This is a genomic window from uncultured Mucilaginibacter sp., assembly GCF_903893715.1.
In the GTDB taxonomy this organism is placed as follows: domain Bacteria; phylum Bacteroidota; class Bacteroidia; order Sphingobacteriales; family Sphingobacteriaceae; genus Mucilaginibacter.
Genome location: NZ_CAITNG010000097.1, coordinates 21,868 through 36,530 on the forward strand (window position 1 = coordinate 21,868; position 14,663 = coordinate 36,530).

A 14,663-nucleotide genomic window follows, 5' to 3' on the forward strand; every position below is an offset into this window, starting at 1 on the left:
ACAGCCAAATTTATCTTATAGATAAAAAGCTGACCCTTAACTTTTTACACCTGTTTTTATATTCTTTATTGCATGCTGCGTCATGGGCATGAGTACCAGTTCGCCGTTAATTGCCGCGCGCTCGGCCAGCAGTTCATCCCAATCTTCGGTACCGGCCCATAAAGTCCGTTTATGTACCGCTAACACATCAGGATTCCAGCCGGCTATTTTCATAGCCATGGCCCCAACGGCTTTGTCCATATCTTTTCTACGCTCATATACTTCAGCGTATAAGCCCTTGTCTTTGGCCCAAAGCGCCGAGTAGTAATCGGTAGCGTTGAGCGATAGCCTCGAAAACGCGTTCAACCCTATTTTACGGATAACTGCCGGGCCTACAACCAACGGACCGATGCCTATGCTGAGTTCGCTCTGTTTAATTTCGGCATTTTGGGTGGCAAAACAATAATCGCATGCCGCGGCTATGCCTACCCCACCGCCTATTACCTTACCATAAACCCGCCCGATGATGATTTTGGGCGATTTACGGCATTCGTTTATCACATTGGCAAAGCCCATAAAAAAGTCGCGGCCCTGCTCTTTGGTTTCTATTTGTAACAGCTCGTCAAAACTTGCCCCTGCGCAAAAAGCATGTTCACCATCGCTTTTTAATACAATAACCCGGGTTTCACTGTTACTGCCTGCCACATTAATGGCTTCGGTCAGCTTATGCAACAAATCCAAAGGCAGCGAATTTTGGGCAGGATGATAGAAAGCGATAGTGGTGATACCAAAATGGTCGGTATCACTGCTCACATAAGCTTCTTTTGTTTTAAATAGATCAAGCATGTTATCCCAATAAAAAAATGGTCATACTACGCGGGCCATGCGCCCCTAATACCAACGATTGTTCAATGTCGGCGGTTTTGGATGGCCCTGCTATAAAAGTGCCGAAACCATAAACACCGCTACCTATTTTTTGATAAGCTTCGTGCATGGTAGGCACAACGCTATCGGCATTTACTACTACCGCAAGGTGCTGACAGATAAACGGTAACACCCGCTGGCCCATTACCTCATCAGTAACCCATACGGCACCGTTTTCGGCGACGGCAAAATGGGCTTTTATGATGGTCAATTCAATATCCTCTAAAGTATGCGGGTCAATAGCTTCACCTTTATTGAGCTCGGCAATATCGCTCAACTCGCCCAAAGTACTAACCAAACGTTTATTGGTATCGAAGTGCTTATTAATGAGCGTTTTTATTTCAGCAAAATTGGCAACGTTAAACACCCGCCCGCCAATATTGGTTAATGTAGTGGTAAAGTTTTCGGCAGCATTTTCAAAATCACCTTTTAAAAAACTGATATCCGGGAGGGGCATGGTTGCGGGTTGGTTCATGGCTACAGCCGCCAAAATTTTCTCTCTGCTCATCAAATGTTATATAATTAATTAAAAAGTTAAAATTGCAAATAATTATTTACAATATGCAAATGTGTATATGGGCAAATGTGCGAATTGAATACCTCTGACAAATGGGTATTTATGGGTGCTTTAAATCAAGGCCACGGCTGCCTCAAAACATTAAGACATAACATCGTCATTTCACACAATATAGCAAAAATAGTCCACATTTAAGCATTTGCGCATCTGCAAATATGCCCATTTGCACATCAGCGTATCGCCTCAAACTCCTTTTCGGTAATCTTAAATATGGTACCGTGGCGTATGCCCGATGGTAGCTTTATTTGGTCGGATACATCGGTCCAGTTTACCAGGTCGGTGGAGGTAACCGCGCCGTATTTGTGTTGGGTATATTTATCAAAATAAACGATCCATTTGTCGCCTATTTTTAACGTGGTTGGCCCCTCTGCCCAGTAATCGCCGGTTATTTTGGGCGATGGTTCGCCATACGGACCGGTCAGGTTTTTGCTATACGCGATATGCAGGTTTTTTTGCGGGGGCAGCTTGGTTTCGTTTTTAAAGAACATAATGAACTGCTCGCCATCCTTCACAATGGTGGCATCAATGGTGCTAAAGCCGTGGTCGTACAGCACTTTGCTTTCGCTGAATGTTTTAAAATCCTTGGTGGTTTGGTAGTAAATGCGGTGGTTGTTCTTTTTGCCTTCGGCCGAGGTATCCGCCTGGGGGAAGCGTCCCGGTATGGTAGTGGCCCAATAAATCATATACGTTTTGGTACCATCGTCATACGTGATCTCGGGTGCCCAGCAGTTTTGCGCGGTGGGTTCTTTTTCCATCACCATCAGCTGCTGCTGCTCGCTCCAATTTACCAAATCCTTCGAAGTGGCGTAACCTATGCCCCTGTCGGTCCAGCTGTCCGTCCACACCATGTGGAACAAACCATCCGCCCCACGAATGATACAAGGGTCACGCATCAGTTTATCCTTACTTACCATCGGCTTCAAAAACGAGCTGTCACCTTTCAGCGCTTTCCACTGGTAACCATCTTCGCTATAGGCCAAATTCAAACCATCCTGCCCGTTATTTTTGAAATAGCAGAACATATATACATCTTTCCGCTGCGCGAAGGTTGTCATCGCGGCAAGCAGGATGATAGCTGATAAAAAAAGCTTTTTCATAATACAAACAATTAAAACACGTCATTGCGAGGCACGAAGCAACCTCTTCGCGATAGGTCTCCGACAAGCATCATCGATTTGCATGTGCAGAGGTTGCTTCGCTACTGCTCGCAATGACGCGTTATTTTTTGAATTTTGACTTTTTAATTTTGACTTTACTTCGCCAACTTACTCAACTCGCTCCCGGCCAATAAAAAACATCCCAAACCATAATCCTCAAAATCGGGGATATTGGTATATGATACCGGCTGACTGTCCTTCGGCTCTTTACCTGTACCCTGCACAAAGCCTAAAAAGCCTTCGGGGTGCAGCGAGTATTGCACCATTGCGTTCCAGGCTTTGGTAGCCACGGGCAGGTAAGTCTTTTTATCCAACACGCCATTATTAACGCCCCAGGCCATGCCGTACGCAAACAAAGCGGTGCCGGTCAATTCTTTACCTCCAAAATGTGTGGGGTCCATTAAACTGCAGTTCCAGTAACCATCTTCGCGCTGCAGTGGAACAAGCGCCTTGCTCATCTCCAAAAAGGTTTGCAGGTATTCATCACGGTGGGGCGCGTTCTTCGGGATGGTCGATAAAACACGCACTAAGGCCGCGTACACCCAACCATTGCCACGGCTCCAATAGCAGTTAGCACCATTAGGCTCTTTGTATGGTGGCACAAATGCTTTGTCCCTCCACCATAAATGCTCGGTAGTATTGTATAAACCGCCGCCTTCAATAGTTTTTGTATGGTTGTACATGGCGTACATTTTGTCATAATACTTCGGGTCGTCTTTGTATACCGCGCCCAATTTGGCAAATACCGGCATGCCCATTTGTATGGCATCCACCCATGTCCATGCGCCATCATTATCATTGGCTATAATTTGGTCAATACAGGTTTTGATATTTGCAATGCGTTCCGGTTTCGGGTCCAGGTTATACAGGTCGATGTAGGTTTGGCCACAGCAATAATCATCGGCATTGGTGGTGGTCACTTTGCCGCGTGGGGTCCAGTTATGTTTTGCGCTCCAATCGATAGCATAATCCAGGTTCTTCTGGTCGGGATTAGCCGCATAAAAAGCCATCAATCCTTCATAATAAACCGCGCGTGTCCATAGTTCGCTGGTACGGGTTATGGGTACCCCCGCCGGGTTTTTTACGGTTACTGTAGCACCCGGGTCGGGCCATTTGGCCATAAAATAATTATTGGCGGTTGCCATATCGGCAAATATCTTCTTCTTGGCGGGCAGCTTTTCCTGCGCATGCAATGTAGCCGAAGCAAACACTACTGCCAGTGCCAGCGCCGTATTTTTCAGGTTAAAATATGGGTTACTCATTGTTAAAATTGGTTTATCTTATTGGTTAGCTGCGGGGCAGCTATTTAGGTTACGATGTTAAGTTTATTTTCACAATTCACTATCATGTTGTATCCTGCTACAATTAAGGCATTTTCTTCAAACCTTCCCATTTCACTTTCCAGGTACCATCCTTCGGGAAGCCCGGGTTTTTCACCTTGCAGCCATCCCATCCGGCGCACATCATGGCCACAGCTGTTAATAAGCCACCATTTCCCGGAAGGTAAATAGTCAGCCGCCCGTCCTGATAATTATGCCCGTTATTTAAATAGGTATTCGTGGTAACGTTCATAAACAAGGCATTGATGGCTTTACCGGGCATATTCAACCGCGCGGCCGTCATAGCCGTCATCGGGAAATCCCAGCCCCAGGTTTTGCTCCAGGTCCAGTCGCTCCAAATCAGGTCGAAGGTTTTGCGCATTACGGTCGTATCCATCATTTTGCTGTAAGGCATCATGCCATAAGCCGCCAACACCGACGGGTGGTCCGTTTTATCTTTCGGATTGGTATACGAATCCGGCGCGCTTTCAGCCTCCAGATAAACCCCATTTTTCTGCGGTAATACCGAAAGTTTGCCCATCACATCGTCCCATTTTTCATCACGACTCATACCCAAACGCTCCCGCCATTTTTGCGCGATGCCTAATGCCCAGTTCCAATAGGTCAGTTCGTAAGGGGGGTTAATGGTAGTAGCCTGGTTGTGCACCTCCTGCGAAGGAATCAAGCCCGGCCCCAGTACATATCTGTTGGTCGCCTTATCAAAATAAGCGTACGATGCCATAAACTCCGCATCGGCAAATACCAAATCTTTGTACTTCAATAAAGTTTCCTTGGTGGGATGTGCCCGGTAATCCAGCTCGGCCATATAAATATAATGCGGCTGCTGCCAGATAAGGAAGGCCCCTACCGACGACGGACTTTCGTTTCCATCCGGGTCGGTCATTTTTGGCCAGCGGATACCTTTAAAGCCTTGCCTTGCGGCGATCGCCCTGCATTTGTCTTTTATCTTTTCATACCAGCCCATACTCCGCTCCTGCAGGTCTTCGCGGCCCCAAAGGGCGAAATGCACATCGTGCCACCAATGCATTTCGAGATGTGGTTTGCCATACCAGCTGTTGTAAGTTAAGCCCGTTTCCTGCGGAGGATAAGCACCGGCTTCCTGTACTTTGAGCAAGTATTGCGATAATACCACGCGCCGCTCCAGCTCCTTCGCCCGCTCATCGGTACTGCCGCTAAAGTCCACCGCGCCGCCGCGCATCCAGTAGTTTTTCCATTCTGTAATGCTGCTTAGTCTGGTATCGGCAAAGCTTGGGATAAAGTAAATTTTCCTGAGCATAGGGTCATGCAAAAACTGGCAGGTTACGGCAAAGGTATTTCCCGCGCTTTCGGGCGACAGGATAAATTCGTGCGGCAACCATGTTTTTAGCTTGGCTTTCCCGCTCCATTTTAACAAGGTTAAATACCAGGTATCGTCCAGTTTGTGTTCGATGCCGGCACTCCCCTCATTATCAAAACGTATGCCTGAGATATGTTTTTCAATTGACTTATAATTCACCCCCATGTCCGCGAAATCATTAGTTGGGTATGGAAAGCGTAGCCTTATTTTTAAACGGCCTTCGTTAACCAATGGTGAGGTAATTTGAGCGGCAACGGCATCTTTTTCCTGGTGCCCGTAGGTCAGTACATCAACAGTTTCGCCTTCAACTGTAAAATGGCTTTTTATTTCGCCCGTCCAGGGGTTTAACTCCTGATGGATGTCTTTAATGTCGGCTATCGTTGCTTCGTTTCCGTCCTTTTTTAGGATGACCATCCCCAGATTACCCAATTGTAAACGGTGCGGGTTCTCCCTGAACCAATTACCGGCATCATTAGCGCGTTTAGGTTCTTTTACCTGAACGCCATAGCTGATATCGCGGCCATTGATATGGTAAGTTTTTAACGATTCCTCGAACTTATAACCCGCCGTATCCTTAAAACTATGCCATCCCCACTCCGATTGTGTACCCAGCGGAACACCTTTGGCATAATATTCCGGGAAAGTTTGCAAACCGGTAACATCCACCGTAAAGGCAAACCTGCCGTTACCCACCGTTAAGGATGATAGCGGGTCGGCTTCGGTATTGAGCACTTTATGGCACTCAACCACAGCTTTGCGGTCAATTTTTGTTGCCGTTTTTTGGGCGTAGCTATTGAACCCTAAACATAATATCGCGACTAAGCAGCAAGAGGCTTTCTTCATCATTTAGTTGGTTGCCCCGAAATTAAAACAAAAGCTATTACTTGTTCAACAAATAATCATTCAGTTTCAGGTCGGGTATAGCTTTTATGCCTCGTATAACACAAGCTGAACTTGCTTTGGCCCCGGCCTCAATGGTATGCGTGGCATCGGCGCCGTAATAGGTAGCTTTTACATGCTCTTCGCCTTCCTGGTCGTATTGGTCGCAAATAATTTTGTTCAGGTCAATAAAATAAGCCCCCGCCTGCGCGGCTGCCTGCGAAGCCCAAAGGCCCCAGGTATCGGCATTGCGGTTTATTTTGCCGTCCTTCCAACTGTTACGCGGCACCGGCGGACAAACAATCGCTGTTGCACCTTTTGCTTTGGCTTCGTTAACAAACTGGCGTACGTACCAGCCGTAGCTGTGTACATCTTCAGGCTGGTGGGTCAACATATTGGTGATATGCACCACGCTGTCGCTGTTGTTTCGGATGGTGCCACGAGCGCGTGTACTATCGTTTATCGGGCTGGCATCATTGGTGCCAAACTGGATAATCAGGTAATCGCCTGCTTTAATTTTAGCAATTACCTTAGGCCAAAGTTTGGGGTTGTTGTAAAATGTACGGCTGCTTGTCCCGCCAAGGGCATCGTTCTCTACATTTATCTTAGTCGAATCAAAATACTCATGGATATAATGCCCCCAGCCCCACTGGCCCTGCGGACCTTTACGCTGCCCGTCGTCCTGCCCGTTCTTTACTGTCGAGTCGCCAACCAAATAAAAGGTTGGTTTATCCTGGAACAATACAAATGAACAAAACAGGCAAAAACCTGCAACTATGGTTGTTAACGCTATTTTAATTTTCATATCTTTTATTGTTTTAAGTAATTGTTGAGCGCAACATTAGGTTGCTGTTTCAGGCCGTCAACAAACGATTGCGCGTTGATGATAGCACCCGCTTTATTGGTGTGCGTATGGTCGGTGCCAAACAAAGCGAATACCTGGTCATGCGTCATCTGGTCATATTTCGCGGCGGTAATACCGTTCAAATCAACAAAGGCAACGCCTTCTTGGTCGGCCACCTGTTTGGCCCACAAGCCGTAGTCTTTATCGGCTAAGATGATCTTCCCGGTAACTTTGTCCCACTCCCTTCGTGGTATCATCGACACCACAATTGGCGTGGCGCCTTTCGCTTTTGCTTCCCTGATAAACTTGCGGAAATACCAGCCATAGGTGTGCACAACTTCTTTTGTACCATTCGAATAGTTTAATACCACCGAATCCTCGCCTATGCCTCTTAAAACACCGCGATTACCCGCTTTGTTGGTATCTGGTTTGCCGCCTTCGTTATGACCAAAAGCCATAATTACAAAATCTCCTGGTTTTAACGCCGACACTACTTTATCCCAACGGCCTTCTTTTACAAAGGTACGGGTGCTGCGGCCGGCAGTAGCAGCGTTCACTTCATTAATTTTTGTGGTATCCAAAAAGTCTTTTATTGTTGTTCCCCAGCCCCAAAGGTCTTTATCGTTATTGTGCATAGTCGAATCGCCGATCATGTACAAAGTTGGCTTTTGCTGAATTTTGAAAGCAGCAGCGATTACCGCGACTGCGAAAAGTGCTAAGGCTATGTATTTTTTCATTTTTATGGATTTTCTATTTTACGTTTATGGTTAGGTTCCCGTCAGCCAAGCCCGGCGATGTTACCTTTACTGTGATGGTACCCGATGCCGCGTTGGCTTTAATGACACCGATGGCTTTGCCATGATAGCTATGCCTTACCGGCGATGTAAAAGTTTCCTGTGTACCCAGGTCGGCATTATCGGTAAAGGCTACCACGCCCGCACCTGTGGCGCTAAAGGTCAGTATCTTATCCGCCAGCGGGCAAGGCACACCGTTCGCGTCAACAACCGTAGCGGTTACATAGCTCACATCGTCCCAACTGTTGGCAATGCTTCCCTTATCTGCCGAAAGTACAATTTTTGCAGGTTCGCCCGCTGTTTTCAACTCTTCGGATGTTACTTCTTTGCCCTTGTTTCGCCCTACGGCCCTGATGGTGCCTTTGGCATAGGTTACGGTAAAATCAACCGGCTGGTCGTTCGCGTTCTTTGGTTTTACCCCTAACGATTTATCGTTTAAAAACAACTCCACTTCATCGCAATTGGTATATATCAGCACTCGTGCATCATCGTAGGTGTCAAAATCAGCAGGTGTCCAGTCGGCAACTACGGGGCCTACGCCGGCATTTTCCTGCTTGCGCACGATGTGCACCACCGGTTTATCGCTCCACCAGCTTTCACGTTGCATAGCTAATGGCCTTGTGCCGCCGGTATGGTCTAACAAGCCTTGTCCGTTTACCACATTTGGCCAATCGGCTTCTCCCAAATAATCAATACCGGTCCATAAAAACTGGCCCGACATATATTGATGGTCGCGCAAAGCCAACCACGCCTGTTGGGTGTGCCCGTTCTCGGTACCTATCACCTTCAGGTTGGGATGTGCCTCGTGCTCGGCAGTCAATTCATTTTCGCGATAGTTTTGACCTACCACATCCATCTTTTCCACAAAACCATTGCTGTACACTTTCGATACATTCGGGCGGAACAGCGCCATGGTAACCGGCCTTGTCCCATCGTACTGATGGATCGTATTTTGCAGGTCGGCGTATTTTCTAAACCCGGTCGAATCGTTCAGACCATCGTGTATCTCGTTTCCTACGCTGTATATCACCACTGAAGGGTGGTTGCGGTCGCGCAATACCTGGTCGCGGGTATCAATAATACCCCATTCTTTAAATAAACGACCATAACCATTTTCGGCATGCTGCTTGGCGGCCTCCCAGGTATCCAGGTTCTCGTCCATCACCAAAAAGCCCATTTTATCGCACAGGTCCAAAAACTCAGGTGCAACCGGGTTATGCGAGGTACGGATACCATTCACACCAATATCCTTTAACAACTGCAACCTCCGTTCCCAAACGCGCAAAGGTACCGCGGCGCCAACGGCCCCTCCGTCATGGTGTAAACAAACGCCTTTTATCATTACTTTTTTACCATTCAGCACAAAGCCCTGGTCGGCAGTAAACTTGGCATCGCGGATACCGAAAGTGGTAATTTGTTCGTCAACAACCTTATCGGTTTTTATGTTACTGATGGCTTTATAAAGTGCCGGGTGATTTACATCCCACAAATCAGGTTTGCTTACCGCGATGTCCTGTTCAACAGTCGTGGTTTTCCCTGATTCTACTGATACCGGTTTGCTGTCCGCTACAGGTCCTGTTTTACCATCCGGACTAACCAATACAGTTTGTACCGTTACTGTTTTAGCATCATGCGTAGCATTAAATACCGTTGTTTTCACATGTACGGTAGCTTTATCAGCACTCACCTGCGGCGTGGTTACAAACACGCCCCAGTTATCAATATGCACCGGGTCGGTAATGATGAGATGCACGTGGCGGTATATCCCGGCGCCGGTATAATAGCGTGATGCCGGTTGTATCGAGTTATCGGCACGTACCGACAGTACATTGGTTTTGCCTCTGCCAAAATTCAAGTGCCCGGTCATTTCGTATTCAAAACTGATATAACCGTAAGGGCGTTTACCCAAATGGTAACCGTTTATCCAAACATCGCTGTTGGCCATTACGCCATCAAAATAAATAAATACCCTTTTTGGGGCATCCGCATCGTTCAAGGTAAAATGCTTGCGGTACCAGCCAATGCCTGCAGGCAAATAACCTCCGCCCCGGCCTGTGGTATTATTTTGATTGAAAGGCCCCAAAATGCTCCAGTCATGCGGAACATCCAGCACCTTCCATTTCGAGTCGTCGAAGTTTACTTTATCTGCACCTGTGGCATCGCTTTGTTCAAAAGACCAGGTTTTGTCGAACAGAATAGTTTGACGTGTTTGCGCGTTCGCTGTACATGCCGTTAACACCAACAGGCCCGCGCTAATCCGTTTTAAATATTTTATCATTGATGGTTTATAGTGGTTCACAAATTTACTTCTTTTTAACTAAAACGATGTTTGGCCTTGGTGGCGGGTTCATACCATAACCTAAATAAAAACCGGTATGCGGCGGCTGGTTATAGCCCACATTTTGCCATGCAACACTTAAGCGATATTGCGGGTCGTGCATCAGGGTGTATATTTTATAGTCGGTTGGTATGGTCGTGGTATAAATACGCAGGTTTTGATTGTCGGCAGTACGTTCTACTAACTCCTCGCGCCAATCACCCAATATATCAGCACTCAATGCCGGGTCAGACTTGGTGCCATTGTTCGATACGCATCCATCTGCGGTAAATATCACACCCGTTCCAAATTTGGTGATCTGGTTACCATCCAATAACTGGCGCGTTAAGCCTCCATCCCACCAACTCAAAAAGTTGATTTGTTTTGGCCTTTGGCCCATTACATTTCCGTGAATATCATACAGGTTTGGATCGGTATTCCACCACATTTGGGCACCTTTTACACCGGGGATAATACTTTCGGCAACGCCCCTGCCAACATCTACATCTTTGGCTGGTTTAAAGAGTATTTCGCCGGTACGGGCATTGTATACCGCAGCGCCCCAGCCTTTTGTACCGCCCGCCATTTCGTGTATACCGAATACCAGTTTATCAGGATAGTCAGGATCAAGATAGCCCACATGTATCGCATCGCCATGGCGCAAACCTGTCGAAAAACGGCCCGTGCCATCGCTATTGACCACCATCGAGCCGAAAATAATTTCATCCTTACCATCGCCATCAACATCGGTAACCGATAGCCCATGATAACCCATTCCCGAAAAAGGGTTCTGCCCGTCTTTGGAATCAAAGACCCAACGCGAGGTCAGTTTTTTATGATCGCGAAAATCCCATGCTGCCAAAACGCTGCGCCCATAGTAGCCGCGCGTCATCACAATACTTGGGTGTATGCCATCAAGGTAGGCCACGCAGGCCAAAAAACGATCGGAGCGGTTACCGTAATTGTCATGGCCACCATTGCCGCCTATGCCGTCCCAAGCACCCAAATCGCCACGACCGGGGATATAATCGGTAGTTGCTAATTCCGCGCCGGTCAGCCCATCAAAAACAGTCAAATATTCGGGCCCGGTATTAATACGTCCGTAGGTAGCACTTGGGCGCCCGTTGGCACTCGTTGGCTGACGGTCAACATAATCTTTTGTCGAGTCGCCAATAACCTTGCCTTGCCCGTCGATAGTACCATCAGCAGTTTTGCAGACTACTTCGGCGTGGCCGCAGCCATCAAAATCGTATACCAAAAACTGGGTGTAGTGGGCGCCTTCGCGGATGTTTTTTCCAAGATGGATGGTCCAAATTAAAGTTCCGTCTAATTTATAGGCCTGCAATATCGGCGGGTCTGTCAATCCGGCCTGCGAGTTATCGCGACCACGGCCTGCCATATGTATCACCAGTTCGTATTCCCCATCACCGTCCAGATCGCCGGGCGATACATCATTTGGCGTATAGCCTGCCGGTGTTTTTAAAGCGATGTTTACATACTGCCTCACAGGCGCGTTGGCTGCCAAAACCCAGGGCTTGCTGGCGCCAAGCTCTTTACCACCAAGTACCGGTTTTACAAAGTAATCGTTCTCTTGTGTAAAGTCGGGCTTTACATCCGTGTAATTGGTGTTTTTTGTAATGAGCGTGGTGTTCAGTTTTACGGGTTCGGCGCTGCCGGTTTTGCGATAGAGGTTAAAGCCTATATCAGTGGGGTCGGTGCCCAGCATACGCCAGCTCACAAATACAGAATCGGCCGATTTACGCATGGCCACCACCCCGCGCCCCAGGTTCTCCATCTGGCGTTGGGCAAAGCCGGCATTGGCCAACAGCATCAGCAGGGCCGACATCGCTATCGCTCTTACCGCTGTAAACATCCGGCCTTTGTATAATTTCATTTTCATCATTATTTAGTACAGGTTTGTTATTGGCTTTTTTGTGCGGATAACAAAATTGTTACCCCAAAAACCACCATAAATACGCAACACCCCCGGTTAAAATACAAACTCATTGATAAGCTATGCCGCCAAACAGTCAATTCCTATTATTGAAATCCCTGCATCCATTCCGTTTACGATGGCGTTATGGCACAAAAAGCGCATAAATACTGTCATAAAGCATTAAAAAAGGGCATACTAACTACAATTGGTTTTATATTGACAGATGTGCCACCTGCTAATATTCAACTATTTTACCGCAAATGCGCCAATGGGGCAACCTGTGGTGTCCTGCTTTAAACAGTAATGCCATTCCGCTGTGGCGGAATGGCATTACATATATTATTAACGAAACAAAGCTATTGTGCTATTGAGCCGTCTCTGTTAAAATACCTTGGTTCTTCCTGGTTTTGAGTAACAGGCAAAAATTGCACCATATCAAAAACTGTGGGGGTACCTACAGCGCCACCAATAGCCACCAATTTAAGCTGGTGATGGTCGGTTGTTGGCACATTCACAATCCCGCAATAAAACAACGCTACCGTGTTATAAAATTGATTGGCTGTTGCTGTATAAGGTGCTTCTGTATAACGTTTCCAGCCGTTTGCTTCCAACACCGGCCCCGATGCACTGATATTTGATGTTGTAAAACCAAGATAGGTAGTGTTCAAATTCGGTATTACATTTTGTAAGGGATTGCCGTCAAAAAGTATTTGAGCGCCGGCTGTTTCCGAACCGTGCCCGTAGCTTATCCACACTTTATATTTACCCTTTATAATAATGGGGCTTGTAAAGGTGATGTCAATCATCTGGGTAGCCGGCCCATTCCTGAAATTGTTTAACGAAATCACGTCGTTCCACCAATAGTAGGTGCCATTATTGGCGGGCTGGCACGAATAATTAACCGTTGCTGCGGCATTTTCAAAAGTTATATTGGTCATCGGGCTATTCAGGCCAACACTGCTTTTACCCGCTACACGGAATATGGATGTTTGCTTGCGGAACTCCGGCTGGTCGGCCAAATCCCAATCCACTTCTGATGGCGGGAATACCTTGATATAGATATCGCCCAGCAATGAATGTAACACCCCATTGGTTGCAGGTATATTGCTATGTGGCCTATCCACCGATGCTCCGGGGTATTGTACCCCGAGGATATTGTCGTAATCCAACTGGATTGTTGTGTTTTGCAAGACATCCGATATCACATCCTGCCCTGGTGATATGGATATGTGCGACGGTTTACTAATGATATCGGTAAGGTAACTGTTCTCGGCCAGTATATGGTAGGCCATATAGTCGTACAGGCCATCATTAGGATTACGCAAGGGGTCGCTTCCCGGCGACGAGTATTTAAGCTGCAATGCCGCGAAATTAGGAATGCCAATACTTTGGTATACTGAATCGGGCTCTGCAAATACTGTAAAATATGCCCTGGCCGGGTTGGCCGCCGAGGTGGCCGGCACATTTAAAGTATCGTACAAGCCTGTTGCCTTTAAGGCCTGGTCAAAAATGGTGTATTTTGAGTTCAGGTCTATCAACTTTGCAATGGTATTGGTCGCCGGTTGCAGCACGTGGTCTATCACATGCAAAATGCCGTTACCCAATGCAATATTCGAATGCAAAATGAGCGCCTGACCGTTTACAATATAGCTTGATGTACCACTTACGTTCACAACGCCTGTTGTTAAGTACTGGTTCAACATGGTAGGTGTGCGCAATTTGCCGTCGAAAAACAAGTCGGTAGTAATGGTATCATTTTGTATCACATGGTACCGCACCAGGTTTTTCAACGAATCGACATTAAACTGATCGATGGAAGTTTTACCCTTGCTTTTCATGTACAGCGTTACCGCGCTGTTGTTCGGTACAAAAATGGTATACTCGCCGTAGGGTTGTAAAAAACCATCGTACCCGGTTTTTTGCAATATCTGATCGAAAAGCGAAAAATCGGCGGGGTCGTTCTCAATATAGCTTGTAATGTTAAATTGCGTGTTTACCAAAGGCGGGTATGCTTGTTTTTTACACCCGCTCATGTAAAGTACAATTGCGGAGCAAGCAAATAGTAATAAAACCAGTTTGTTTTTGATTTTGGGAAGGGTTGTTTTCATTGGTTAGATTTTTGCAGATGTTGGTTATTATAAATTGGTTTTGTTGCACACGATTGACTTGTATCAAGAGAATTAATTTCTTAATCAGAAACACTGTTTTTATTTATTTCCATCATTGTCCGATAACAACATTGTTACCAAAATCATGTTTTAAAATATCAAAAAGGCACTTTTTGAACAACATTGTTACTTATTGAACGATGATACACGACACTAAAAAACAACAGCCATTTCAGCACAATTGCGAAAAACGTAATTTCTACCAAAATCATTTCGTGCAGAAAAACAACATTACCTTAAGATTAAATGCCTCTTTTTTTTCAGAAAAGGCATAAATCCAAAATAAAGCGGCCATTGTTAAAAAAGCCCGGTTTAATCTGTTATTAATAAATTCGCAATTGTCGGTTCAGCCATATACATATTAGCCAATATGCAACATCCGCGCATCCTGTGGTGTGCTGACGCCGGCAGG

Annotated in this window: 10 protein-coding genes; all 10 read right to left on the bottom strand. The window is 46.5% G+C overall.

Annotated elements, in window-relative coordinates; genetic code table 11:
- Positions 1-36: 36 nt before the first annotated feature.
- Positions 37-825 (bottom strand): enoyl-CoA hydratase/isomerase family protein, encoded by a 789-nt coding sequence (locus QZX97_RS11080; protein WP_295664652.1) that lies wholly within the window; start codon positions 823-825, stop codon positions 37-39.
- A 1-nt stretch (position 826) separates the two neighbouring features.
- Positions 827-1,411 (bottom strand): LUD domain-containing protein, encoded by a 585-nt coding sequence (locus QZX97_RS11085; protein WP_363152374.1) that lies wholly within the window; start codon positions 1,409-1,411, stop codon positions 827-829.
- 239 nt (positions 1,412-1,650) lie between these two features.
- Positions 1,651-2,577, bottom strand: coding sequence for a glycoside hydrolase family 43 protein (locus QZX97_RS11090; RefSeq protein ID WP_295650500.1), 927 nt, complete (start codon positions 2,575-2,577; stop codon positions 1,651-1,653).
- Between the two features lie 155 nt (positions 2,578-2,732).
- On the bottom strand, positions 2,733-3,899 hold the full coding sequence (locus QZX97_RS11095; protein WP_295650502.1) for a glycoside hydrolase family 88 protein: 1,167 nt from the start codon (positions 3,897-3,899) through the stop codon (positions 2,733-2,735).
- Between the two features lie 103 nt (positions 3,900-4,002).
- Entirely contained in the window at positions 4,003-6,159 is a 2,157-nt protein-coding gene (locus tag QZX97_RS11100; RefSeq protein WP_295664653.1) for a hypothetical protein, read from the bottom strand.
- A 34-nt stretch (positions 6,160-6,193) separates the two neighbouring features.
- Entirely contained in the window at positions 6,194-6,997 is an 804-nt protein-coding gene (locus QZX97_RS11105) for a GDSL-type esterase/lipase family protein (RefSeq protein WP_295650505.1), read from the bottom strand.
- A 5-nt stretch (positions 6,998-7,002) separates the two neighbouring features.
- Positions 7,003-7,773: a rhamnogalacturonan acetylesterase gene (locus QZX97_RS11110; protein ID WP_295650508.1), complete on the bottom strand. Its 771-nt coding sequence runs from the start codon at positions 7,771-7,773 to the stop codon at positions 7,003-7,005.
- A 13-nt stretch (positions 7,774-7,786) separates the two neighbouring features.
- A complete protein-coding gene (locus QZX97_RS11115; protein WP_295650510.1) occupies positions 7,787-10,108 on the bottom strand; it encodes a glycoside hydrolase family 2 TIM barrel-domain containing protein in 2,322 nt (773 codons plus the stop codon).
- 25 nt (positions 10,109-10,133) lie between these two features.
- Positions 10,134-12,041: a rhamnogalacturonan lyase gene (locus tag QZX97_RS11120; RefSeq protein ID WP_295650512.1), complete on the bottom strand. Its 1,908-nt coding sequence runs from the start codon at positions 12,039-12,041 to the stop codon at positions 10,134-10,136.
- Positions 12,042-12,439: 398 nt separating this feature from the next.
- Positions 12,440-14,116, bottom strand: coding sequence for a fasciclin domain-containing protein (locus tag QZX97_RS11125; RefSeq protein ID WP_295650514.1), 1,677 nt, complete (start codon positions 14,114-14,116; stop codon positions 12,440-12,442).
- Positions 14,117-14,663: the final 547 nt, after the last annotated feature.

Bases quoted from the DNA above. Each gene is read 5' to 3' on its own strand.
- QZX97_RS11080 (WP_295664652.1), bottom strand. From the start codon at position 825: ATGCTTGATCTATTTAAAACAAAAGAAGCTTATGTGAGCAGTGATACC.
- QZX97_RS11085 (WP_363152374.1), bottom strand. From the start codon at position 1,411: ATGAGCAGAGAGAAAATTTTGGCGGCTGTAGCCATGAACCAACCCGCA.
- QZX97_RS11090 (WP_295650500.1), bottom strand. From the start codon at position 2,577: ATGAAAAAGCTTTTTTTATCAGCTATCATCCTGCTTGCCGCGATGACA.
- QZX97_RS11095 (WP_295650502.1), bottom strand. From the start codon at position 3,899: ATGAGTAACCCATATTTTAACCTGAAAAATACGGCGCTGGCACTGGCA.
- QZX97_RS11100 (WP_295664653.1), bottom strand. From the start codon at position 6,159: ATGATGAAGAAAGCCTCTTGCTGCTTAGTCGCGATATTATGTTTAGGG.
- QZX97_RS11105 (WP_295650505.1), bottom strand. From the start codon at position 6,997: ATGAAAATTAAAATAGCGTTAACAACCATAGTTGCAGGTTTTTGCCTG.
- QZX97_RS11110 (WP_295650508.1), bottom strand. From the start codon at position 7,773: ATGAAAAAATACATAGCCTTAGCACTTTTCGCAGTCGCGGTAATCGCT.
- QZX97_RS11115 (WP_295650510.1), bottom strand. From the start codon at position 10,108: ATGATAAAATATTTAAAACGGATTAGCGCGGGCCTGTTGGTGTTAACG.
- QZX97_RS11120 (WP_295650512.1), bottom strand. From the start codon at position 12,041: ATGAAATTATACAAAGGCCGGATGTTTACAGCGGTAAGAGCGATAGCG.
- QZX97_RS11125 (WP_295650514.1), bottom strand. From the start codon at position 14,116: ATGAGCGGGTGTAAAAAACAAGCATACCCGCCTTTGGTAAACACGCAA.